General features: G+C 40.9%; 20 protein-coding genes and 2 tRNA genes. 9 read left to right on the forward strand and 13 right to left on the reverse strand.

Translation table 11 applies throughout. The features are described 5' to 3' along the window. The first annotated feature begins 209 nt into the window (after nt 1-209). The 3 genes from AC0SAP_RS03905 (at nt 210) to AC0SAP_RS03915 (ending at nt 1,231) form a co-directional block, all read left to right on the forward strand. Nucleotides 210-285, forward strand: a tRNA-Phe gene (locus AC0SAP_RS03905). Between the two features lie 363 nt (nt 286-648). Beyond that, nucleotides 649-724 (forward strand) — tRNA-Phe (locus AC0SAP_RS03910). Nucleotides 725-1,084: 360 nt separating this feature from the next. Further along, nucleotides 1,085-1,231: a hypothetical protein gene (locus tag AC0SAP_RS03915; protein ID WP_286481154.1), complete on the forward strand. Its 147-nt coding sequence runs from the start codon at nt 1,085-1,087 to the stop codon at nt 1,229-1,231. A gap of 282 nt (nt 1,232-1,513) precedes the next feature. Here the strand turns inward: AC0SAP_RS03915 and AC0SAP_RS03920 are convergent, their stop codons facing one another. The 3 genes from AC0SAP_RS03920 to thrC all read right to left on the reverse strand — a co-directional run bounded on the left by AC0SAP_RS03920 (nt 1,514) and on the right by thrC (nt 4,988). Next, nucleotides 1,514-2,119 carry a DUF2058 family protein gene (locus AC0SAP_RS03920; RefSeq protein WP_473383050.1) on the reverse strand — a complete coding sequence of 202 codons (606 nt, stop codon included), beginning with the start codon at nt 2,117-2,119 and terminating at the stop codon, nt 1,514-1,516. 213 nt (nt 2,120-2,332) lie between these two features. Further along, nucleotides 2,333-3,568 (reverse strand): phosphoglycerate dehydrogenase, encoded by a 1,236-nt coding sequence (gene serA, locus AC0SAP_RS03925; protein ID WP_473383051.1) that lies wholly within the window; start codon nt 3,566-3,568, stop codon nt 2,333-2,335. Nucleotides 3,569-3,584: 16 nt separating this feature from the next. Next, on the reverse strand, nt 3,585-4,988 hold the full coding sequence (thrC, locus tag AC0SAP_RS03930; protein WP_473383053.1) for a threonine synthase: 1,404 nt from the start codon (nt 4,986-4,988) through the stop codon (nt 3,585-3,587). A gap of 522 nt (nt 4,989-5,510) precedes the next feature. On the opposite strand from thrC, the gene AC0SAP_RS03935 reads away from it, so the two are divergent. Next, nucleotides 5,511-7,325, forward strand: a complete 1,815-nt coding sequence (locus AC0SAP_RS03935) for an aminopeptidase P family protein (RefSeq protein ID WP_473383054.1) — start codon at nt 5,511-5,513, stop codon at nt 7,323-7,325. Nucleotides 7,326-7,515: 190 nt separating this feature from the next. Here the strand turns inward: AC0SAP_RS03935 and AC0SAP_RS03940 are convergent, their stop codons facing one another. Together AC0SAP_RS03940 and kdsA are read right to left on the reverse strand one after the other, a co-directional pair. After that, a complete protein-coding gene (locus AC0SAP_RS03940; RefSeq protein ID WP_094566872.1) occupies nt 7,516-7,953 on the reverse strand; it encodes a hypothetical protein in 438 nt (145 codons plus the stop codon). A gap of 8 nt (nt 7,954-7,961) precedes the next feature. After that, the gene (gene kdsA, locus AC0SAP_RS03945) at nt 7,962-8,816 is read right to left on the reverse strand and encodes a 3-deoxy-8-phosphooctulonate synthase (protein ID WP_435659246.1); all 855 of its coding nucleotides are present in this window, start codon (nt 8,814-8,816) and stop codon (nt 7,962-7,964) included. 434 nt (nt 8,817-9,250) lie between these two features. Here kdsA and rarD point away from each other — a divergent pair, with 434 nt between their 5' ends. Further along, on the forward strand, nt 9,251-10,213 hold the full coding sequence (gene rarD, locus AC0SAP_RS03950; RefSeq protein WP_473383056.1) for an EamA family transporter RarD: 963 nt from the start codon (nt 9,251-9,253) through the stop codon (nt 10,211-10,213). A gap of 91 nt (nt 10,214-10,304) precedes the next feature. Here rarD and murJ read toward each other — a convergent pair whose 3' ends face one another. From murJ to thrS, 8 genes are all read right to left on the reverse strand, one after another. Further along, nucleotides 10,305-11,864, reverse strand: coding sequence for a murein biosynthesis integral membrane protein MurJ (gene murJ, locus AC0SAP_RS03955; protein WP_473383058.1), 1,560 nt, complete (start codon nt 11,862-11,864; stop codon nt 10,305-10,307). A 484-nt stretch (nt 11,865-12,348) separates the two neighbouring features. After that, nucleotides 12,349-12,654 (reverse strand): integration host factor subunit alpha, encoded by a 306-nt coding sequence (locus tag AC0SAP_RS03960; RefSeq protein WP_094566868.1) that lies wholly within the window; start codon nt 12,652-12,654, stop codon nt 12,349-12,351. 73 nt (nt 12,655-12,727) lie between these two features. Beyond that, entirely contained in the window at nt 12,728-15,109 is a 2,382-nt protein-coding gene (gene pheT, locus AC0SAP_RS03965; protein ID WP_473383059.1) for a phenylalanine--tRNA ligase subunit beta, read from the reverse strand. A 23-nt stretch (nt 15,110-15,132) separates the two neighbouring features. After that, nucleotides 15,133-16,146, reverse strand: a complete 1,014-nt coding sequence (gene pheS, locus AC0SAP_RS03970; protein ID WP_094566866.1) for a phenylalanine--tRNA ligase subunit alpha — start codon at nt 16,144-16,146, stop codon at nt 15,133-15,135. Between the two features lie 102 nt (nt 16,147-16,248). Then, nucleotides 16,249-16,605 carry a 50S ribosomal protein L20 gene (gene rplT / locus AC0SAP_RS03975; protein WP_094566865.1) on the reverse strand — a complete coding sequence of 119 codons (357 nt, stop codon included), beginning with the start codon at nt 16,603-16,605 and terminating at the stop codon, nt 16,249-16,251. Nucleotides 16,606-16,630: 25 nt separating this feature from the next. Continuing rightward, nucleotides 16,631-16,828, reverse strand: a complete 198-nt coding sequence (rpmI, locus tag AC0SAP_RS03980) for a 50S ribosomal protein L35 (RefSeq protein WP_094566864.1) — start codon at nt 16,826-16,828, stop codon at nt 16,631-16,633. Nucleotides 16,829-16,870: 42 nt separating this feature from the next. After that, nucleotides 16,871-17,407, reverse strand: a complete 537-nt coding sequence (gene infC, locus AC0SAP_RS03985) for a translation initiation factor IF-3 (RefSeq protein ID WP_094566863.1) — start codon at nt 17,405-17,407, stop codon at nt 16,871-16,873. Nucleotides 17,408-18,124: 717 nt separating this feature from the next. Further along, on the reverse strand, nt 18,125-20,044 hold the full coding sequence (gene thrS, locus AC0SAP_RS03990; RefSeq protein ID WP_473383062.1) for a threonine--tRNA ligase: 1,920 nt from the start codon (nt 20,042-20,044) through the stop codon (nt 18,125-18,127). A gap of 340 nt (nt 20,045-20,384) precedes the next feature. Between thrS and AC0SAP_RS03995 the strand changes: the two genes are divergently transcribed. The 4 genes from AC0SAP_RS03995 (at nt 20,385) to AC0SAP_RS04010 (ending at nt 23,540) form a co-directional block, all read left to right on the forward strand. After that, a complete protein-coding gene (locus AC0SAP_RS03995) occupies nt 20,385-21,026 on the forward strand; it encodes a c-type cytochrome (protein WP_473383064.1) in 642 nt (213 codons plus the stop codon). 86 nt (nt 21,027-21,112) lie between these two features. Further along, on the forward strand, nt 21,113-21,835 hold the full coding sequence (locus AC0SAP_RS04000) for a thiol:disulfide interchange protein DsbA/DsbL (RefSeq protein ID WP_473383065.1): 723 nt from the start codon (nt 21,113-21,115) through the stop codon (nt 21,833-21,835). A gap of 94 nt (nt 21,836-21,929) precedes the next feature. Then, nucleotides 21,930-22,745, forward strand: coding sequence for a prolipoprotein diacylglyceryl transferase (lgt, locus tag AC0SAP_RS04005; protein ID WP_473383066.1), 816 nt, complete (start codon nt 21,930-21,932; stop codon nt 22,743-22,745). Beyond that, nucleotides 22,746-23,540, forward strand: a complete 795-nt coding sequence (locus AC0SAP_RS04010) for a thymidylate synthase (protein WP_286481177.1) — start codon at nt 22,746-22,748, stop codon at nt 23,538-23,540. It abuts the gene before it with no gap. Nucleotides 23,541-23,684: the final 144 nt, after the last annotated feature.

Here is a 23,684-nt window from a genome sequence, read left to right on the forward strand (position 1 = left end):
ATTCTCTCTACACTTCAACAGTAAAGCTCGAGTGATAAACTCTTAATACATACTCACTCAAAGTATTTACCAAAAGTACTCCAAAGATAGATGAAAGATTCGTTATATTACCGCCAATATCATAGCCCAACAGATTATGAGCAATAATATAGCAGAAAAGTTTCTTGACTCTTTTGGGAGAATGCTGTTTAATACCACCTTATCAAGACGGCTTGATAGCTCAGTTGGTAGAGCAGCGGATTGAAAATCCGCGTGTCGGCAGTTCGATTCTGCCTCGAGCCACCATCTTTAAAACCCTACTTTTTGAAGTAGGGTTTTTTAATTCCTCTAATTTTAACTCTTCTAATTTTAAATCTTCTAATTTTAAATCTTCTAATTTTAACTCTTCTAATTAACTCTTCTAATTAACTCTTCTAATTTTAACTCTTCTAATTAACTCTTCTAATTAATTCTTCTAATTCTCAATTTCTCTAACCTCTCCCGTAGGCTTACCTTTCCCATTCTTTTACCTTTATACCCCTAATTCACCTGAGAAAAGCGTCGAAATTAACCAAAAAATCGACACCTGCGCTATTTTCAGGCTAATCTCAATTAATACTTGACGAAAGAATCGAAATCCTGTTTAATGTCACTTCGTTAGCACGACATGGCTTGATAGCTCAGTTGGTAGAGCAGCGGATTGAAAATCCGCGTGTCGGCAGTTCGATTCTGCCTCGAGCCACCATATTAAGAGACCACTCAATCAATTGAGTGGTTTTTTATGCTTCTTATTTTATGCTTCTTATTCACACAGAGTGCCCTTCACCTCCCCCCTCATTTCATCTAATATTCATCTCTCTTATAACCTTCTATTACTCTCCTCTTCTAGCCCTATCTCTCACAACATTTCATCTACATTAAAGCGCCAAAATAGCCCCTATAAGCTCAAATATTGATATCTATCAAGCAAACTTGATACTTCTTTACAGTTCGTGGATTCCTCCCCATTTTTGTGGGATAGTATCATTATATATATTAGATAGATCATATTAGATAGATCTTATTGAATAGATTTAAATTTCTACCTTGTTAAGGAGAAGGTTCTATGATGAAGTTACTTGGCGCAGATCCCTATTTTGTTGGTATCGTTGGGTTTGGTGTTGTTTTTATGATTATCATGCTAAGTTGGTTGACATGGTTCTTTATGAAGAAAGCGAAAGAAGAGAGAGAAAATAGAGACAAACAAGCGTAATTTACTCATCAACACGACTCATCATCTCGTTCTAAAATAATTATGAAAGAGTCGATATCAACTACAACCTATCAATAGAAAAGAGCCCTTTATCAAGGGCTCTTTTTTTACCATTCACCATTCTATTACTACTCTACTGCGACTCTGCCACAACTCTGTTGCTGCTCTTTCACTATTTTATACTGCTCTTACAACTCTTTTATAAGAGTTTGCCACGATCAACGAGACCTCTCGATTCCTCTATTGATAAACAACTCATCAGCACCAGATTCCACTTATCTCCTAGTTATGAGATCCACCAGACTTCTTCTCAGCTTTAAGCGATGCTTCATAGGCATCCCAAGCTGCCCACTCATCCTCTGCATCCCCCTCTGTCATCGCCTCAGAGAGATAGTAGAAGATCTTCTCACCTAACTTCTCCTCTAAGTGATGAATACGCTCTTTAAAAGTCACCGGCAATATAGGGTAATCAAAACCATCACGATCATTGCGACAAATCATCAACTTCCCATCACTGAGATCTTTATGCTGCTTATCAGTGACAAATACCGAACGAATCTTTTTGCCATCATGACTAAAGTTAAAGCGGGTCTCGCCCTTCTCTTTATTAACTCTCTCACGATCAATAAGATCTCGCATCTCACTACGGGCACGATTCTTCTCTTGCGCCGCAATAATCTCCTGATTCTTCTCTAAATCCATCGCTTTCTTAGCTTCATCAAAAGCACGTCTCTCTGCTTCCTTACGTAACTTTTCTGCTTCGAGCTCACTCTTGAGATTCTTATCACGATGCGCTTGATGTAGCTTCTTAGCCTTCTCTTTTTGTACCTTCTTAGCACGATCTTTTGAGACTAAACCCGCTTTGACCAATTGATCTCTTAATGACATTTTTTCTCTCTTATATTTTTTTAATATTTGATAAAAAACTAATATAGGGTTAATGATACAGGATTATGCCGACAAAATGATCCTGCAGAATTAAAAAAATGGACCGATAGGTTATCCCATAGGTCCATTATATTTAATAATTGATCACTCTTCTATCACTCAATTAATTAAAGTTTATTAAAGTTAATTGAGATTAATAGAGGCCAATAGAGCTTAATAGAGAATACGACACTTAAGTGTCCCTTTGATCTCTTTCATATCATGTTGCAATTTAACGGCATTCTCCTCTTTACCAGAGACATCAAGCACTACATAGCCGATATCCCCTAAAGTTTGAAGATATTGCGCATTAATATTGAGATCTAGATCAGAAACCATCTCATTCACCGCACGTAAGATACCCGGGGTATTCTCATGAATATGGAGAATACGATGACTTCCTGGCTGCTTCGGTAGCATCACCTCTGGGAAGTTAACCGCAGAAATCGTAGAACCATTATCTGAATAGAGCACCAATTTAGAAGCAACCTCAACCCCAATGTTTTGTTGCGCTTCCATCGTTGAACCACCAATATGAGGAGTTAAGATCACATTCTGCAATTCACGAAGTGGCGATTTAAACTCTTCTTTATTCGATTTTGGCTCTACAGGGAAAACATCAATTGCGGCACCTAAAAGATGTTCATTTTTAATATTATCCGCAAGTGCATCGAGATCCACAATTGTTCCACGTGCAGCATTGATCAAGACCGATCCCTGCTTCATCGACTCAATACGCTCGCGACTCATAAGATTCTTTGTAGAATCATCTTCCGGCACATGGAGTGTTACCACATCAGATGCTGCTAAAAGCTCATCAATCGTCTCAACTTGTTGCGCATTTCCTAAGACAAGCTTATTTTCAATATCATAGAAGATAACGCGCATCCCCAAACTCTCAGCTAAGATACCTACTTGAGTACCGATATGACCATAACCGATAATTCCTAAAGTCTTACCTCTCACCTCATAAGAGCCTGCAGCAGACTTCACCCAACCACCTTGATGACAAACATAGTTTTTATAAGCGATACCACGTTTTAGCATAATCATCTCGGCAATGACCAACTCTGCCACCGATCGGGTGTTAGAATAAGGTGCATTAAAGACTGGGATTGCACGCGCTTTTGCCGCTTCTAAATCAACCTGATTTGTCCCAATACAGAAACATCCAATTGCCATCAATCTCGAGGCTTGACTCAATACCTCTTCAGTTAATTGCGTACGGGAGCGGATCCCCACAATGTGAGCATCCTTAAGAGCTTCAATAAGAGCTTCCCCCTCGAGAGCCGTCGAATGGATCTCAAGATTGTTATAGCCCGCACGTTTAAAGTAATCGATCGCATCCTGATGAATACCCTCTAGGAGGAGAACTTTCATCTCATCTTTTGGAAATGATGTTTTTTTCATGGTATTACAGTGTTCCTTAGTTTAAAGCGGATTCAATAAATTGACGTAATAAGGTGACATCATTCGCCATCACCTCTCTCTTCTGTGGTAAGGCCTCAATAGCCTCTACCTCAGTTAAATCAAACGGTGCGTCACTCACCGCTTGCTTAATTGTCTCATAGAATTTGATCGGTTTGGCAGTTTCTAAACAGAGCTGTAGATCGCCATCAAGATATTGGCTTCCCACAAAGACCCCATCAGCAGTATGAGGGTCGATCAACTCCCCTGACTCACGGTAGACCTTCTCAATCGTCTCTAATCGATTCTGATGAGAGCTTTCACCAGATTCAATATTCCAACTTGCTCGCTCTTTCCAGAGAGGATCACCTGTCAGATCAAAATATCCTTGCTCTTCAATCTGCTCCCAGAGTGCTTTTGTCTTCTCACTGCCGGCAATGAGGTAGATAAAGCGCTCAAAATTACTCGCTTTAGCGATATCCATCGAAGGACTAGAAGTGAGATAAACATCTTTTGACGCACGAGGACGGTAGATCCCTGTTTTAAAGAACTCATCAAGTACATTGTTCTCATTCGTTGCTAAGATCAACTTATGAATAGGCAATCCCATCTCACGGGCGATAATGCCGGCAAAAATATTCCCAAAGTTACCAGAGGGAATCACGACATCAATCTTTTCATCATTGCTCTCTGTCGTCATAAAGTAACCCTTAAAGTAGTAGACGACTTGTGCCAAAATACGCGCAAAGTTAATGGAGTTGACAGCACCAAGATGGTGCTTCTCTTTAAATTCAATATCATTATTGAGTGCTTTAACGAGATCTTGGCAATCATCAAAAACCCCTTCAATAGCGATATTGTGAATATTATCATCTTGCACCGAATACATCTGTGCTGTCTGGAAAGCACTCATACGGTTATGGGGACTTAACATCACCACCTTGATTCGAGGTTTTCCCTTCATTGCATGAATAGCACTCGATCCCGTATCTCCCGATGTTGCTCCGACGATATTGAGCTTCTTATCCTGCTTCTCTAATACGTAAGGAAAGAGCTCGCCAAGAAACTGCATCGCCATATCTTTAAAAGCGTAAGTAGGACCTTCAGAGAGACCTAGCACCTTCACCTGATCATTAATCGTACGCTCAGAGATAATTGATTCAACGGCAAAATTATCGCTATTGTAAGCGCCTTCTACTAACTTTTTGAGATCTTCCCTCGGAATATCTGTTGCATAGAGAGACATTACTTCTAGCGCTAAATCACTATATCTCGGTAGTTTTCGCCATGCATCTAAAGTCTCTTTTGAAACCTTAGGGATCGATTCCGGCATCGATAAACCCCCATCTCGACATAACCCCTCTAATACAACCTCACAAAAAGATTTTGGGAGATCTCCCCCTCGCGTACTCACATATTTCATTATTTAATCAAGCCTACAAAAAAGAAATGGACATGGTTGTTAATACTCTCTTAATAATACCCGATCCCCGAGCCTTTTTCTCTTAGAATAAGAACCACTTTCTAAAACTCCCCTATATAAGTCCCTATATAAGTCTCGATATGAGTCTCTATATGAGTCTCAATAAGAACTCTAAAACTGTAGAGACCTATAGAATATATAGAAAATGATGGCATTAGGAATAACATTAGGTAATTTCCCCTATTTTCGCTCATTTTTCCATCTTTTTCTCCACTGCTTTTCTCTACGGTTTTCTCTACAGCTTTTTTCTATTGCCAATCGATATTAAACACCCTCATCAAAAATCAGATCTCACCCCTTCGCTAAATCTCTCCTACTGATAGATTTTAACTGCTAACTTTCCCATCAGAAGGTGTAGAATCTTTAGAGATTGCGCTGAAAGAGGGGTAGAATGCTACAAGAGAAACAGAGATCAAATAAATGATCAGCCTCCCAATATAGAACCATTCTGAAGGATAAAATATGAGTAAAAATAGCGAAATTAATGCACGTATTGCCGCTCTACAGAAGCAGATGATCAAAGATAAGATCGATGCTTGGATTATTTTGAGTGCTGACCCCCACCTTTCCGAATATCTTCCTGATCACTGGAAGTTGAGAGAGTGGTTCTCCGGCTTTACCGGCTCTGCCGGAACATTAGTTGTTCTGCAAAAGAGCGCCTACATCTGGGCCGATAGTCGATACTGGGTTCAGGCGGCGAAAGAGTTACAAGGAACGACTGTTGAACTGATGAAACTTGGTGCGCCCAATACCCCCTCTTATATTCAATATCTTCAATCTCAACTTAAGCCCGGCGCGGAAGTGGCAATACTCCCCGATACAATGTCAGTAGAGAATTTTGTTGAAAGCTATGAGGCACTTGATGATTTTGATATCACACTCACCACACAATATGATCCTTTTGATCGATTAATAAAGAATCGCGCACCGCTTCCTGCGGAAAAACTCTATCTTCATGAAGCACAATTTCTCTCTGAATCATTGAGTGAAAAGGTACGCCGTATCCGTCAAGTAATGAAAGATGAAGCGGCTGATGTTCATATTATCTCCACACTCGATGATATCGCTTGGCTCACCAATCTCCGTGGTCAAGATGTCACCTATAACCCGGTCTTTTTAGCATTTATAATGATCACTCCCTCATCAGTCACGCTCTTTATTGATGAAGAGAAACTGACACCTGAAGTGAAAAAGTATCTCACAGAACATAAAGTGACAGTCTTTCCTTACGATGCTTTCTACGATGAGTTGGGAAATATTCCGGCAGATAAAACCGTCATGCTTGATGAGAAACGAACAACTTATGCCGCATTAGAGGCAATTGATGAAGAGTGTGAGATTCTCTATCTCCCCAATCCAAGCACTCTCTTTAAAGCGCAAAAGAGTGATAATGATCTTTCCCATATCCAAGAAGCTATGATTGAAGATGGTGTTGCGATGGCACACTTCTATACTCAATTTGAAGCAAAACTCGCCAAAGGTGAGAGATTAACCGAGCTTGATGTTGCCGATGGTCTAGCTGCAGAAAGAGCTAAACGTCCCCACTTTATCGATCTCAGTTTCGATACAATCGCTGGTTTTAATCCTAATGGCGCACTCCCCCACTATCGCGCAACTGAAGAAGATCATGCTGTGATTGAAGGAGATGGTCTACTTCTTATCGATTCAGGAGCGCAATATAAAAATGGTACTACCGATATTACCCGTGTTATCCCCATTGGACAGCCATCTACAGCACAAAAACAGGATTTCACCTTTGTTCTTAAATCATTAATTGCGATGAGTAGTACTATTTATCCTGAGAATATCGCGATGCCACTGCTTGATGCCATTGCTCGAAAACCTCTTTGGCAACATCAACTCGATTATGGGCATGGCACAGGTCATGGCGTTGGCTACTTCCTTAATGTCCATGAAGGCCCGCAAGTGCTCTCATACCATGCAACCCCTAATCCGCAAATGCGCGTTAAAAAAGGAATGGTAACCTCTATTGAGCCAGGGATCTATCGAGAAGGTAAATGGGGTGTTCGTATCGAAAACTTAGTCACCTCTCAACCGGTCAAAGATCCTAAAGAGCGAGATTTTGGCAACTTTATGCTGTTTGAGACATTGACGCTATTTCCTATCGATACGCGCCTAATGGAGCCAACACTTCTCACTACTGAGGAGATTGAATGGGTGAATCAATATCATAAGACAGTCTATGAAAAACTCTCTCCTCGCATTGAAGATGCCGCTGTTTTAGAGTGGTTAAAAGCACGCACCGCCGCGATTTAAGTAAAACTATCAGCGATAGTCAAATTGACATCATAAAAAAGGTCTAAGTATCAACTTAGACCTTTTTCTCTTTCCTCTTTTCCTCTTTTTTCCTTTTATCTTTTCTCTTCTTTAACCCACCCTCTCCGATCTTAAGGGAGGGTTACATAAGATTTAACAAAAATAAAAAGATAACCTTAAAAGGGAAAACTTAAGAGAGCAGTGCTGACTGCCGATTCTCAATCTCTTGATAGAGCTTCTCTATATCGGCTGAATCATAGAGACCATTGATCACCATTACAGGATCTCCTCCCGCAGGAGTATAGATCAAAGTATCAGCTGATGATTTCAAGGTCGATAACTTCGTCGCCCAACTCTCACTCTTCTTAAGCGTAAAGATCCCTGTTTTAAGCGGAAAAGTTCGCACTCGACCTAAAATCGGCTTTACCGATAATTGATCATCTGTCAAAGTTGCTGTCGAAATAGAAGTAAAATAGAAGAAGAGACCAAAGAGAACAAAGAGCCCAAGCGGCGCTGTTTTGGTCAATAGGATCTCCAATGCACTCCCTAAAACAATAAGCGCTGAAAGAATAAACCCTAACTTAGAGCGACTCTTCCCCGGGACGGTATAGGTCATCACTTCACTCATGATAACTCCTATTTAATCTCTAATGGTTCAAAAGATTTCACTAAATCATCCACTGCTTTCACACGCTCTAAAAAGGGTTTAAGAAGCGCTAGTGGCAAGGCGCTTGGTCCATCACATTTTGCTTGATCGGGATCTTCATGCGATTCCAAAAAGAGTCCGGCAATACCCGTTGCCATCCCCGCTAAAGCAAGCTCTAACACCTGCTCGCGACGTCCCCCTGAAGCTTTTTCCAATGGGTTTCTCTGCTGTAAAGAGTGGGTAACATCAAAAATAATAGGGGCATCATCACAGACCTTCTTCATCACCCCAAATCCTAATAGATCCACCACAAGATTGTCGTACCCAAAGCAGCTACCACGCTCACAAAGCATAACCTGATCATTACCTGCTTCTCGGAACTTTTCCACAATATTGAGCATCTGTGAAGGGCTTAAAAATTGTGGCTTTTTCACATTGATGGGACGACCTGTCTTTGCCATCGCGACCACAAGATCTGTCTGTCTTGCTAAAAAGGCCGGCAACTGTAAAACATCCACCACCTCTGCAACCGGTTCTGCTTGAAAAGGCTCATGGATATCGGTAATCACCGGCACATTAAACTCTTTTTTCACTGCAGAGAAGATCTTTAACCCCTCCTCTAGCCCCACACCTCGATAGGAATGAATTGAGGATCGATTGGCCTTATCAAATGAGCCTTTGAAGACCAGTGGAATATCTAAAAGATCTGTCGCCTTCACATAAGCTTCACACGCTCTCAATGTAGAGTCTAGGGACTCTAAAACGTTAATGCCTCCAAAGAGGACAAAAGGCTTTCGATTAGCTACTTCAATATCTTGAATTTTAATCACAATACACTTCCTCATCTCATCTGTTTTATTCGATTTTATTCGACTCGATTTTGTTCGACTCTATCTCTTCATTTTACCTGAATCAGGCTGCTTTGTATTGATCTCTTTACCTAAACTAGAAGCTGCTGTAAATTCCCACCCACGCTTACTCACACTTACTCTTTCAACTCTTCTCAACAAAAAGGGATCGGACTCTACCACAATACCTCTACCACAATACGCTTACTCTCTTTTTACAAAAATAAAGGGGGAAGCTCTCAATAAAATGCTGTTACACTACCCTTATATAGAGAGATTCTCTAAAGAATTTTCGACAGATGCTTCTGGCAATCTAGCACCTTGAGACTATAAATTTAAATAAGATCATTGAATAAGATCATTAAAAGAAGACAGACTCACAACTATTCATCGCCTTATCAATCGATGACCCACCACTTGAGATGACACATATGGAACAATCTTACGCTAACAACTATAAAAAAGGCGTGCTTCTTACTCTCTCCTGCTACATTATCTGGGGATTTTTTCCGATCTACTGGTTTCCCTTATCAGGCGTAGATCCCTTGCAACTGATGGCACAACGAATCGGCTGGTCGCTCGCTTTCATTATGATTCTGCTCTGCTTCCGAAAAGAGGATCGACTGCTCCTCAAAGATGCCTTCTTCAATCGGCGCATTATTGTCACCTTTATGGCATCCTCCTTCTTCCTCTTTATGAATTGGTCGATCTATCTCTATGCAATCTCCTCTCACCAGGTACTCGAAGCGAGTCTCGGCTACTATATCAATCCATTAGTGTCGATTTTTTTAGGGCGCGTCTTCTTTAAAGAAGCTTTAACAAAAGTACAATATCTTGCGATTACTCTCGCCGCAATAGGTGTGTTATGGCTTGCACTATTAGCAGGTACCATCCCCTACATCGCCCTTCTTCTCGCCTTCTCTTTTGGCTTTTACAGTGCTATGAAAAAAATCGTGGCGCTGCCACCACTACCCGGGCTCTTTCTCGAAACCCTTTTCATGATGCCCTTTACCATTATCTACCTAGTTGCGGTTTATAAAAATGGGGATCTGATCTTCTTAGAATTAGAAAATTTACCGCTGACTCTTCTTATTCTCTCGGGAGCAGCAACAACGATTCCTCTACTTCTCTTTGCCAAAGGGGCAAAATATATCCCTCTCTCTCTAGTCGGAATATTGCAATATGTCTCTCCCACATTGCAACTTTTAACCGGGCTCTTTCTCTTCAATGAGACACTCCCACCACTTCGCCTCATCGGCTTTACGATTGTCTGGGTCTCTGTCATTACCTATATTAGCAGTGAAGTTCATCGCGCTAAAAATGGACAAAAACGTCATGAAGAAGCAGAAGAGAGACGATTACAACAATTCAGTAGAGAGATCGCAGGAGAATAAGTAAAGAAACAGTCTATCAATCGAAAGGGTAAGCTCGATCAATCTCCACCCCACAGTCGTATACCATCACCAGTCGATCATAGGCCTATACTCATTCTCCACGATTTTCCATCGCCACTAATGGACCTTTCATTCTTCGAAGTGAAAAGCCGGATAGATGAAGCGTTATAAAATAGAGAATCACTACCCCTATAATCGCAGCTAATATTGCCGGGAACTTGAAGATAAAAGCCCCTTCAAACCAGAAGAGCGAAAAACCTTGAAGCCAATAGAGAATGACAACTAAGAGTAAATTGGCCGGCACAAGCGCCAAGATCCGCCGAGTAAAGAGATTATTAAAGTGATGAATATCAAAAAAGATGAGCCCAAAAGCTAAAAGTAATGCATTGACCCAAGCAGCAAGTGATGAGGAGAGTGCAAGTCCGGCATGTTGATAATATTTGACTAAGATAAACTGTAAGACAATATTGACGCCAATTGCGATCAGACTAAAATACATCGGCGTTTTGGTATTCTGCCGAGCAAAGTAGACCGGCGCCAAGATACGTATCATAAAAAAGGCTGGAATGGAGAGCGCATAAGTCATCAAACTCTTTGCCGCCATAATGACATCCGATTCATAGAATTCACCACGCATAAAGAGAATCGCTAATAGAGGTTCAGCCAAAAAGATCAATCCTAACATCGAAGGGATACCAATAATAAGCGCTAACTCAATTCCCCAATCGATCGTCTTACCCAAATTGACCCGATCCCCTTTCGTATTAAGCTCTGATAATTTCGGTAATATGACCGTTCCCAATGCGACAGCAAATGTCCCAATCGCAAACTCAACCAAACGATCTGAATAGTAGAGCCAGGTAATACTCCCGGTCTCCAATCGTGATGCTAATTGTGTATTAATTAAGATATTGATCTGACTACTTGATGAGCCAATCAATGCCGGCACCATTAAAAACATCACCCGCTTAACTTCAGGAGAGCGGAATTGCACTGTTGGACTCGCGATTAATCCCTCCCGTTTTACGGCCCAAAATAGAATCATCATTTGACAAATTCCGGCAAAGAAGACCGCATAGCCCAACGCTTTAATTGGCTCTTCAAGATAGACACTAATAACTGCGCCGGCGATCAGAAAGAGATTGAGTAGAATCGGCACGGCAGCAGGAATCGCAAACTTATTGAGTGCATTCATCACACTGCTATACATCGCTGTCATACAGATAAAAAAGAGGTAAGGCAACATCAGTTGTAGTAACTCTTCTGTTAAAAGAAACTTGCCGGCATCATCTACAAACCCAGCGGCAAAGAGTAGGACCATCTCTGATGAAAAAGTAACCCCTACAACGGTGATTAAGAGCAGAACAAGACCTAATGTGCCACTAATTTCTGCTAAAAATCGCTTTAACTCATCGCGACTACGCTCTAAACGAATCTCACTAAAAACAGGCACAAATGCTTGGTTAAAAGCCCCTTCCCCAAAAAAACGGCGAAACAGATTAGGGATTCTAAAAGCGACACTAAATGCATCCATCGCTGCGCCTGCACCGAAGTAACTTGCAAAGACGATGTCTCGCAAAAGCCCCATAATTCTTGAGAGTAAGGTAAATCCACTTACTGTAAAGAGTGAACGGAAAAGCGATGATTTCATAATATCCTAAGATCGATTAATAATTGATGGTTAATGGTTGGTAGCGGTTGGTATTGGTTGATTAATCATGAGTAATAAAATAGGAAACAGAGTAGAGAATCAAAATAACCGATACGATAAATATCGGCATATAGCATTCAACAACTACACCTCCTATTGTTAAGGAATAGATAATTATACTGAAATCTCTTCACTCAGGGGAAATATCATCTTTTCAACATCTAAAATCGACCCAATAATAGATAAAACAAAACCCCATACAACCATCAAGTTATATGGGGTTTATTTTCTAATTCGAGTCAAAGTTCTCGATTATAGATTTCAATTATAGATTTTGACTGTAGCTCTCGAGTAAAGCGTCTATTAAACATGTTTATGAAACGCGTTTATTAAAACGTTTATTAAAACGTTTAATTAAGACACTTTAAGTATCAAGGCTAAGTATCACAGCAAGATTTAATCTTGACCCTACTTAACCCTCTACTTATCCTTCTGCTTTCTCACTGAGCTCATTCATGCTTAAGCGTAAATTTTGACCAATACGGAAGGTAACGACACGGCGAGCACTAATCGGAATCTCTTCCCCTGTTTTAGGGTTTCTTCCGGGTCGCTCTGCTTTATCACGCAATTCAAAACTACCAAAGCCTGAAAGCTTGACCGCGCGACCTGTAGCTAACGCATCACTAATCTCTGTAAAAAAGTCTTCTACAAATTGTTTTGTATCCTCACGTGAGATATTTGTACTGTGATACAGATTCTCCGTAATCGCTGCTTTAGTTAAAGTAGACATCTATAACTCCTTTCCCTAGTATTGTCTCAATTTAAACTATTATTATTGCAAAGTTAGATCTACAAAGTTTTAACTATTGACGCAATGATACATCAATGGCAGCTAAATCCTGTAAGATCTCTTCTACAATGGCCTCAACTTCCACATCCTTTAGACTCTCTTCTGGATTTTGGAAAGTTAGACTAAATGCCATATTCTTTGTAGCCGTTTCACTCTGCTCTCTTTCTGGAACATAGATATCAAAGAGGTTCACTTTCGTTAAATAACGACGTTTACCCGAAGCTTTCATCACATCCAATAACTGCTGAGTAGTCACCTCAACAGGAACTACTAGCGCTAAGTCTCGTTTTGATGAAGGGAATCTAGATAACTCCTTAAATTTCGGTGTCATCGATCCCGCTAAAAGATCATAATTGAGTTCAAAAACAAAGACATCACGGTTGAGGTCTAATGCTTTCGATACCGTTGGATGCAACTTACCTAAGTAACCGATAACTTCTCCACTTAAGAGCTTGATATCAGCACTTTGACCAGGATGAAGGATCTCTCTCTCTGTTGGAACAAAGCGGAAATCATCACGTCCCGTTCTCTTTAGTAACGCCTCAACATCACCTTTGAGATCGTAAAAATCGACATTACGTGCTTTAACACCCCATTGAAGAGGCTCTGCAGTCCCACAAATAGCACCTGCAATATGAAGAACTTGCGCCACATTCTCTAAAGTGCCATTGTAGGTTCGACCTGACTCAAAGAATCGTAAACGACTCTGCTGACGTTTAAGATTATGCTCCATCGCCCCTAAAACACCCGGCAATAATGTTGTACGCATTACTGAAAGATCGCTTGATAACGGATTCTTCAACTTAATAGCAACATTAGTGGGATCTAAAATCTCCTGCCATTTTGGGCTAACAAAGCTCATCTCAATCACTTCATGATAGCCTCGACCTACTAGAAGAGATTTAAAATCATTGAGTGAAACATAAGACTCTGCCACTATCGGCATAGAGACTTTTGAAAGCATTTCAAAGGAGACAGGCACTTCGTCATAACCATTTAATCTGACAACTTCCTCAATAAAGTCTTCTTCAATCTGTAGATCAAAACGGTATGAAGGTGGGATCACAACTAGATAATCGTCATTTACCTCTTGAATATCACCGATACGGCCTATGAGCTCTTTTATAGCACAACTTGTAAATTCTTGTCCAATTATTTGATTTATTTTACAAAATCTGACTTTTACAGCATTTCTTTCAGGCAATTTTTCTGGCGCAACCTTTGTTGTAATCGCACCCGCTTCTCCGCCGGCATATTGTAAAATGAGACGCGTTGCATACTCTAGCGCGCGCTCTGCCAACTCAAAATCAACACCACGCTCATAGCGATGTGAAGAATCGGTATGTAGGCCATAGTTTCGCGCTTTTCCTGCAATAGTAATAGGATTGAACCAAGCAGATTCTAAGAAGATATCTGTTGTATCATCCCCACAAGCACTCTCTTCACCTCCCATAATACCAGCCATTGCCAAGACCTTCTCTTGATCTGCAATCACTAAGGTATCAGGCTTTAAAGTCACCGTATCACCATTAATAAGGGTGAGCTTCTCTCCCTCTTTCGCTCTACGGACTAAAATATCTCCTGCCACTTTTGCATAATCAAAAGCGTGGAGTGGCTGCCCAACCTCTAAAAGGATATAGTTTGTAATATCGACTAAAATTCCATGAGGACGAATGCCGCTTCGACGAAGACGCTCCTCCATCCAAAGTGGCGTTGATGCTTTCGGATTAACACCAGAGATAACGCGACCGAGATATTTCGGACAATCTGCGCTCTCTTCAATCTCAACACCTTTCACCATACTGCTCTGAATAGGGACCGACTCTGCAGTAAAGCTCTTCGCATCGATACCGGTAATAGCAGCAAGATCACGAGCAACGCCTAAAATACTTAAGCAATCACCACGATTAGGCGTAAGATCGATCTCAACAATCTCATCATCGAGATCAAAGAGCGTTCTAAAATCAGTACCAACTTCTGTTTGAGGATCAAGAATCATCAAACCTGATGCATCTTCATTCACGCCCAACTCTTTTGCAGAACAGAGCATACCCGAAGAAGCAACACCGCGTAATTTCGCATCTTTAATCTTAAAATTACCCGGCAATGTCGCACCCACTAATGCTGTAGGAACTTTGATACCCACCGCAACATTCGGCGCACCACAAACTATCTGTAATAATTTGTCATCACCAACATTAACCTGTGCGACACGAAGACGGTCAGCATCAGGATGAGGAGTCAGCTCTACAACCTCCCCTACCACAACATTGGTAAAGTGAGGAGCTGCAAGCTCAACACCTTCTACTTCAAGACCTGCCATCGTTAATCGATCTGCTAAATCGCTTGGGATCTTCTCAATCCACTCTTTTAACCAAGAAACTGAAATTTTCATAATAACTTTTACCCAGTATTTGTTTATCTAAATTGCGTTAAGAAATTCATATCATTTTCATAGAATAAGCGGAGATCGTTGACGCTGTAACGCAACATCGCTAAACGCTCTACTCCCATTCCAAACGCATATCCTTGAAACTTCTCTGGATCAATATTGACAGCTTTTAATACATTTGGATGAACCATTCCGCAGCCTAAAACCTCTAACCAACCGGTATTCTTACAGACGCGGCAACCATCACCTTCACAGATCACACACTCAATATCTACCTCTGCGGAAGGCTCTGTAAATGGGAAGAATGAAGGCCGGAAACGAAGTTTGAGATCTTTTTCAAAGAATTTTTGCATAAACTCTGTAAGGATTCCCTTCAGATCTGCAAAAGTCACACTCTCATTGACCACTAAACCTTCCACTTGATGGAACATAGGGCTATGTGTCACATCAGAGTCACTTCGATAAACACGACCGTAACCAATCATCTGAATCGGCGGTTTTTCCTGCTGCATCACATGGATCTGTGTATTTGAGGTATGGGTACGCAATAACATATGATCATCAAAATAGAAGGTATCAAACATTGCTCTAGCAGGATGATGTTCTGGAATATTGAGTGCCTCAAAGTTATAAAAATCACTCTCAATCTCAGGACCTTCAACAATATCAAAACCTAAAGATGCAAAGAGTTGATGAATACGCATCATCGTTCTCGTAATCGGATGAAGTGTTCCGATATCGCTGTTACGTCCTGGTTGCGTTACATCAACGGTTTCAGTCATCAATTGGCGATGAAGTTCTGCTGTCTCTAGCGCCTCTCTCTTTGCTTCAAGCGCCTTCATCACTTCACTACGAACCTGATTAATTTCCGCGCCTCGCGCTTTACGCTCTTCAGGATCTAACTTTCCAAGCGATGCCATTAGGCCACTAATTTGACCTTTCTTACCAAAATAGGCAACTCGTACATCATCGATAGCCTGTAAATTATCAGCCTTAGAAATAGCTTCTAAAGCGGTTTGAAGAATTGTCTCTAGACTCATTAGTTCATCTACCTACATATCTTTTGATTATCAAATAAAAAAAGGAAAAGAGCATCGATAGCTGCTTTTCCTTTTGTGTAAACTCTTTTATTTAAGAGATATTTATGCTAATGCTGATTTAGCACGATCTGCTAATGCGCCAAACGCACTAATATCATGAACTGCCATATCTGCTAGCACTTTACGGTCAATTTGGATCTCAGCTTTTTTCAAACCGTTGATAAAACGGCTATAAGAAAGACCAAACTCACGTGCAGCTGCGTTGATACGAACGATCCAAAGAGAGCGGAAATCTCTCTTACGTTGACGGCGGTCACGATAAGCGTATTGACCCGCTTTATAAACTGCTTGGGTTGCTGTACGGATTGAGCGTGAACGCGCACCGTAGTAACCTTTTGCTTTTTTTAAGATTTTTTTGTGACGCGCTTTTGTAATCGTCCCACGTTTAACTCTTGCCATTTCTAAATTCTCCTAATCTATATACTTATGCGTAAGGTAACAATTGAGCTACTTGCTTATGATCTGCTTTCGAGATCACAGCCTCACCACGTAAGTGTCTTTTACGCTTAGTAGATTTTTTAGTAAGAATATGACTACGGAATGCACATTGGCGCTTGAAGCTACCACTTGCACTTTTGCGGAAACGCTTTTTAGCGCCGCTATGGGTTTTCATTTTTGGCATTTTAATCCACTCGCATTTCTAAATGATTTATTAATAAATAATCTACTCTTTAGTTGCAGTTTTAAGTGGCGCTACGACCATCGTCATTTGACGGCCTTCCATCTTTGGACGCTGTTCGACAACACCATACTCTTTTAAATCCTGCTCTACACGAAGAAGTAGATCCATACCGAGATCTTGATGGGCCATTTCACGACCTCTAAAACGAAGTGTGACCTTGCCCTTATCTCCATCTTTAAGGAAACGTATCAGGTTGCGTAGTTTTACCTGATAATCCCCCTCATCCGTTGCCGGACGAAATTTGATCTCTTTTACTTGAACCTGTTTCTGTCTCTTTTTTGCTTCATCCGCTTTTTTACGCAATTCATAACGGTATTTACCGTAATTCATGATACGACATACTGGCGGTTTAGCTGTTGGCGAGACTTCTACTAAGTCAAGCGAGTCATTGTATGCTAATTCTAACGCTTCATCAAGAGGGACAACACCTTTTTGCTCCCCATCCGCTAAAATTAATCGCACTTCTTTCGCCGAGATCTTCTCATTTATTCGGTGCTCATATTGATTACTAATAGTTATATCTCCTACTGTTAATTAGTCAAATAGTATTGAAAGGTGACTATTGCTTTATTGCCTATTACCATATTGGCCATATTGATTTATCACAATATCTCGCAAAAATACTTAGCAAAAAATAATTTAGCAAAAATATAAATAATTTCCAAAATAGCATCTCTTTAAACTTACTATTTAAGTTCGCTATCTATATTCACTATTTTTACTGCCACCTATTCAATCTTCTTATGGGTTGTTTTACTGAATAATCGTTATTCATCTAAATCACACAATCAATAATGCTTTAATTGTTTTAATGATTAATAACATTGACGAGTAAACGAATAACATTGATGATCGTTTAATGATGATTTGTTTAATGATGATTTAATTACTCTTTATATAAATCTTCTATCCAAAATGCAACCGCTAATCACCACTTAATTCAACTCTTAAAAGAGTTGACTCATAAGTGCTGAGTCACAATTTCACTTTCATTCTTCTTTAATTCCTATTTAATTCTTCTCTATTTTCCCTTAAAGATCAGATTTAAAAATAGATTTAAAAATCAAATTTAAGTTGCGCTATCTCTCTTATTATACAGATCGCGCAACAGATATTCATCCAATTTTAGTGCTGTTACTCATCTAAGCTTAAATAGCTTCTTATTCATTTAACGAAAAATGGTTAAAAACTTAAAAAGTTAAAACTTAAAAGATTAAACTGCAACAGTACCAGCAATTAGAGCTCTTTCTTTAAAAGCTCAACAAAATCTTCAAGCGTCATTACACTCATATCAACACCTTCTCGAGTTCGGACTGCGACTAGCCCCATCTCCATCTCTCGTTTTCCTAAAACAAGAATATAGGGGATACGGGAAATGGTCGCTTCACGGATCTTATAACCGATCTTCTCATTGCGTTGATCTACCGTTGTACGAATTCCGTGAGCTCTTAATCTCTGCACTACTTTTTCGGCATATTCGCTCTGCTGATCAGTGATTGTCAATACCGCAACCTGCTCTGGCGCCAACCAAAGTGGGAATGAACCGGCATGATGCTCTATCAAGATCCCAATAAAGCGCTCAAAAGAACCTAAAATGGCACGGTGCAACATCACAGGTGTCTTACGCGTATTATCCTCATCAACATATTCAGCCCCTAAGCGTTCAGGAAGAACGAAGTCTAACTGAATTGTTCCGACCTGCCATGATCTACCGATAGCATCCTTAATATGATATTCCACTTTAGGACCATAGAATGCACCCTCGCCTGGGAGCTCTTCCCAAACAATACCTGCAGCATTAAGCGCAGTGCGAAGTCCCGATTCAGCCATATCCCAAACATGATCATCGCCGGCACGCTGATCGGGACGTAACGAAAGTTTCACACTGACATCGTTAAAACCGAAATGATCATAAACGCTCATTGCAAATTTATGGAATCGCTCTACCTCTGAGATCACTTGATCAGGACGACAGAAGATATGCGCATCATCTTGAACAAATCCACGAACGCGCATAATGCCATGTAGCGCACCCGATGGCTCATTACGATGGCAAGAGCCAAATTCTGCAAGACGCATCGGCAGATCGCGATAAGAGTGTAAGCCATGATTAAAGACTTCAATATGGCAAGGACAGTTCATCGGCTTGACCGCATAATCACGGTTTTCAGAAGCAGTTGTGAACATATTCTCTTTGTAGTTCTCCCAATGCCCTGAACGCTCCCAAAGAGAACGATCAACCACCATTGGAGTACGAATCTCTTGGTATCCCTCTTCCTGCTGACGCTTCCTCATATATTGCTCAACAGCTTGCCAGATGGTCCAACCCTTAGGGTGCCAGAAGACCATTCCCGGCGCTTCCTCTTGAAGATGGAAGAGATTTTGCGCCCGCCCAATACGACGGTGATCGCGTTTTTCAGCCTCTTTCACACGCTCAAGATGGGCCTGCAACTCCTTCTCTGTTGGAAAGGCAACAGCATAGATACGAGTTAACATCTTATTGTTGGAGTCACCACGCCAATAAGCGCCGGCAATATTCGTTAATGCAAATGCTAACTTGCCACGATTAGTCGTTGGCGTGTGAGGACCGCGACAGAGATCCATAAAGATATCTTCCCCATTATTACCCTGTCGATAGAGAGAGATCTCCTGCTGATCTTCCGGCGCACGATTGATAATATCCGCCTTATAGATCTCCCCTTTATCTAAGAAATATTGGATCGCTTTATCACGAGGCCACATCTCACGCGTCACATCGAGATTCTCTTTCAAAATCTCCCGCATTCTAGCATCAATAGCCGGTAATGCTTCAGGGTCGATTGCCGTCTTAAAATCGACATCATAGTAGAAACCATTTTGAATAGTCGGACCAATAGCTAATAGCGCATCAGGATAGAGATCTTTAACTGCTCGAGCTAAAACCTGCGCAGCAAGAGTGTGTCGCGCAATATCAAGCCCAGCTTCATCCTTTATCGTTAGCACCTTAAAGTCGACATCTCTGGTGATGGTATAGCTAAGGTCTCGCTCTTCTCCATCTACTACAATTCCGACTGCTGCCTTAGCAAGCCCTGGTCCAATATCATTAACAATATCAAATCCAGTAACAGCACCTTGGTACTCTCTTTTACTGCCATCAGGCAAAGTGATCACGGGCATTGACTTTTACACTCCTTCAAAAAACAACATATAATCGATCTAAATGAGCTATTATAGACTAACTTTTCCCCCTATATCATAAATTATTGCAGGATTAAGTCCCCTCCATTCTGTTCAATTAATGGGTGGTTGTTTGACTTAGGCAAACTTCTTTCACTCTTCTACTACATATTTTTTTCAAAATAGAATAGAATAAGGAAATATTTACATAAGGATTTTAAAAGAGTTAGTCGATAGCACTATCAAAATTGGCAGAAACTGAGATAGATCGGTAGCGCTTATTGACCTTGAGCATATCAACTAATAATAGAACAACCCAGATTTAGGAGAGTAAACTGCTGTGCGTTTTAATTACAAAGCCCTAATTGGAATTGGTGTTTCATTGATGTTAACCAACATTAATGCTACAGAAATCACACCAAATTATGAAGCAGGTAAGGCGATCGCTGAAACCTGTGCATCTTGTCATGGTAAGGATGGTATCAGTACAAATGATCTCTATCCAAAACTCGCAGGACAGCATCAGAAATATATCCGCACTCAGCTCTATGAAATGAAACGTTCATATAGTGATCCAGATAATGGTTTGCGTTTTGACTCGGAGATGAGTGTTGAAGCAGATAAATTGAGTGATCAAGATATAGCTGATGTAGCGCTTTACCTCTCAAAGCAGAAGACTAGCTATGCGGTTGCTGATGAAAAGTTAGCAATCCGTGGTGAGCAGATTTATCGTGGTGGTGATATCGCACGCGGTATTCCTGCATGTGCTGCATGCCATAGCCCAACAGGTCAAGGTAATGCTGCTGCAAACTATCCGGCATTAGCAGGTCAACATGCTTACTATACTGAAAAGCAATTGAACCGCTTTAAGACTGAAGAGCGTAAAAATGACCCAGCTCGAATCATGCGAGATATTGCACAACGCATGACTGAAGCTGAGATCAAAGAGGTCTCCTCTTACATTCAAGGTCTTCAACCTTAATAAGGTTAAGATTTTCAATAAAAGTGAGCTTCATGCTCACTTTTTTCATTTCAAGGCAACCATTCCGCACAAGGAGAATTTATCCTATGTTAAATAAAATTATTGCAACAAGTACACTTCTACTCGCAACAACTTTTGGCTTTGCCATAGCTGAAAATTACTATTCTGAGATCACTCCAGCTGTTCCGGCAATCTACAATCCAGAGGAGATCGAGGTTGTAGAGATCTTCTCTTACGCCTGTCCAGCTTGTAGTACATTTGAACCCTACTTCTCCAAGTGGGCAAAAGCGCAAGAAGGCGTTGAAGATGTTGCCGTTATCCCTCTTGCAGCACCGGGACAAGGCGTTTGGACGCTTTACGCTCATGCTTTTTACACCTTAGACTCAATGAATGCCCTCGATAAAGGGCATCAAGCCTTCTTTGATGCGATTCATAAAGAGAGAAAACGCTTCATCAATAAAGAGCAGATCGCAGACTTTATGGCGACACAAGGTATCGATAAGGATCAATTTCTCAAAACATGGGATAGCTTTTCAACTGTGAGCGCACTCAACAGAGGTGCAAACTTAATCAATGAGCAATATAAGATCCCCTTCACTCCTGCGGTTGTGATCGATGGTCGTTATCTCTTAAGCGCTAATGAAGCAGCTAATCGCCCGGGCAATCAAAATCCTTACGAAAAATTAGTTATCACAATTGATGAGGTTGTACAGAAAGTAAGAGATGAGAGAGATGCCAAGAAAGCATCAGCAACGTCAAACGCCGAGAATGCCGAGAATGATCTTGAACGTGAGCCAGAAGAACAGTAGAATTGTTTCTCTCCTTTAATTACTAAAAAGGGCACACTTGTTGTAGCCCTTTTTTCTATCCTCTTATAGCGAGCGCTTATTGGGAGCTTTATAAATGTCACTCTACTTTTCACCGCAGATCGATCCTATCATCTTCTCAGTCGGTCCTGTCGCCTTAAGATGGTATGCTTTGATGTATATTATCGCTTTAGGGCTAGCCGTTCTTCTCGGTAGCTATCGCGCCAAAAAGCCCAATTCAGGATGGACGCCTGCCCAAGTGAGCGACATGGCTTTCTACCTCTTTATTGGTGCGATTTTAGGGGGAAGAATTGGTTACACACTCTTTTATGATTTTGGGAATTTTATACAAAATCCCGCCTCAATTATCGGCTGGACAGGTTCAAGCATAGAATGGGCTGGAATGAGCTTCCATGGTGGATTGATCGGCGTCTTAGTCGCCAGCTATTTTGTTGCAAAACGTTATAAGAAGAGCTTTTGGGAATTTACCGATTTTATTGCCCCCTTAATTCCATTAGGTCTCTTTTTTGGACGAATAGGTAACTTTATCAATGGTGAACTTTGGGGCAGATATACCGATCAGACTTGGGGTTTTCTCTTTCAACATGCCCCATCCACAATCGATTATATCTATCGCCATCCATCACAACTCTATGAAGCATTTACCGAGGGATTACTCCTCTTTATTATCCTCTGGATCTATACATCTAAACCACGCCCAAGAGCGGCAGCATCTGGCCTTTTCCTTCTAGGATATGGGGCTTTTCGTTTCTTTGTGGAGTTCTTTAGGGAGCCTGATGCCCATCTTGGCTATATCGCTGGAGGTTGGTTAACGCAGGGTATGCTTCTCTGTATCCCAATGATCGTTATTGGACTTATTATTCTTATCTCAGCTTACCGTAGGAGCAAATAGATGCAGCAATACCTCAATCTTATGAAAATGGTTCGTACTGAGGGTCACTTTAAGGAAGATCGTACCGGCACTGGAACCTACTCAATCTTTGGTCATCAGATGCGTTTCAATCTACAAGAGGGATTTCCGCTTGTTACTACTAAGAAACTCCATCTTCGTTCCATTATCTATGAATTACTCTGGTTCCTAAAAGGGGATACCAATATTGCTTATCTTCAAGAAAATGGGGTCCGCATCTGGAATGAGTGGGCAGATGAAAACGGGAATTTAGGACCGGTCTATGGGGCGCAGTGGCGTAGCTGGCCTAAAGAGGATGGCACAACGGTTGATCAGATCTCCCAACTTATTAACGATATCAAAAAGAATCCCGATTCACGTCGCCTGATTGTTAGCGCGTGGAATGTTGGCGAATTGGATAAAATGGCACTCCCCCCCTGCCACCTTCTCTTCCAATTTTATGTCTGCGACGGAAAACTCTCATGCCAACTCTATCAAAGATCAGCAGATATCTTTTTAGGTGTTCCCTTCAATATTGCCAGCTATGCACTCTTAACCCATATGATCGCTCATGTTTGCCAATTAGAAGTGGGGGACTTTATCTGGACAGGGGGAGATTGTCATCTCTATGCCAATCATCTTGAACAGACCGATCTACAACTGAGCCGTGATCCATTACCATTGCCACAGCTCAAGATTCGTCATCAACGTGAAAGTATCTTTGATTTTGACTTTGATGACTTTGAGATTATCGATTATCAATCACATCCGACGATTCGAGCAGTGGTCGCAGTATAAACTGCATAAATCGTATCAGTTGTATCAAGCCAAGCACAATAAAATTGAACTCGAATGGATTGAAGACCGACGTTAAAAATATTGACCAAAGTCTTATCTAAAAAACTTTATTTAAAAGCCTTATTTAAAAGCTTACCTAACATA

The sequence above is a fragment of the Ignatzschineria sp. PL_is040 genome, from assembly GCF_055813795.1.

Bases quoted from the DNA above. Each gene is read 5' to 3' on its own strand.
- AC0SAP_RS03915 (WP_286481154.1), top strand. From the start codon at position 1,085: ATGATGAAGTTACTTGGCGCAGATCCCTATTTTGTTGGTATCGTTGGG.
- AC0SAP_RS03920 (WP_473383050.1), bottom strand. From the start codon at position 2,119: ATGTCATTAAGAGATCAATTGGTCAAAGCGGGTTTAGTCTCAAAAGAT.
- serA (WP_473383051.1), bottom strand. From the start codon at position 3,568: ATGAAAAAAACATCATTTCCAAAAGATGAGATGAAAGTTCTCCTCCTA.
- thrC (WP_473383053.1), bottom strand. From the start codon at position 4,988: ATGAAATATGTGAGTACGCGAGGGGGAGATCTCCCAAAATCTTTTTGT.
- AC0SAP_RS03935 (WP_473383054.1), top strand. From the start codon at position 5,511: ATGAGTAAAAATAGCGAAATTAATGCACGTATTGCCGCTCTACAGAAG.
- AC0SAP_RS03940 (WP_094566872.1), bottom strand. From the start codon at position 7,953: ATGAGTGAAGTGATGACCTATACCGTCCCGGGGAAGAGTCGCTCTAAG.
- kdsA (WP_435659246.1), bottom strand. From the start codon at position 8,816: ATGAGGAAGTGTATTGTGATTAAAATTCAAGATATTGAAGTAGCTAAT.
- rarD (WP_473383056.1), top strand. From the start codon at position 9,251: ATGGAACAATCTTACGCTAACAACTATAAAAAAGGCGTGCTTCTTACT.
- murJ (WP_473383058.1), bottom strand. From the start codon at position 11,864: ATGAAATCATCGCTTTTCCGTTCACTCTTTACAGTAAGTGGATTTACC.
- AC0SAP_RS03960 (WP_094566868.1), bottom strand. From the start codon at position 12,654: ATGTCTACTTTAACTAAAGCAGCGATTACGGAGAATCTGTATCACAGT.
- pheT (WP_473383059.1), bottom strand. From the start codon at position 15,109: ATGAAAATTTCAGTTTCTTGGTTAAAAGAGTGGATTGAGAAGATCCCA.
- pheS (WP_094566866.1), bottom strand. From the start codon at position 16,146: ATGAGTCTAGAGACAATTCTTCAAACCGCTTTAGAAGCTATTTCTAAG.
- rplT (WP_094566865.1), bottom strand. From the start codon at position 16,605: ATGGCAAGAGTTAAACGTGGGACGATTACAAAAGCGCGTCACAAAAAA.
- rpmI (WP_094566864.1), bottom strand. From the start codon at position 16,828: ATGCCAAAAATGAAAACCCATAGCGGCGCTAAAAAGCGTTTCCGCAAA.
- thrS (WP_473383062.1), bottom strand. From the start codon at position 20,044: ATGCCCGTGATCACTTTGCCTGATGGCAGTAAAAGAGAGTACCAAGGT.
- AC0SAP_RS04000 (WP_473383065.1), top strand. From the start codon at position 21,113: ATGTTAAATAAAATTATTGCAACAAGTACACTTCTACTCGCAACAACT.
- lgt (WP_473383066.1), top strand. From the start codon at position 21,930: ATGTCACTCTACTTTTCACCGCAGATCGATCCTATCATCTTCTCAGTC.
- AC0SAP_RS04010 (WP_286481177.1), top strand. From the start codon at position 22,746: ATGCAGCAATACCTCAATCTTATGAAAATGGTTCGTACTGAGGGTCAC.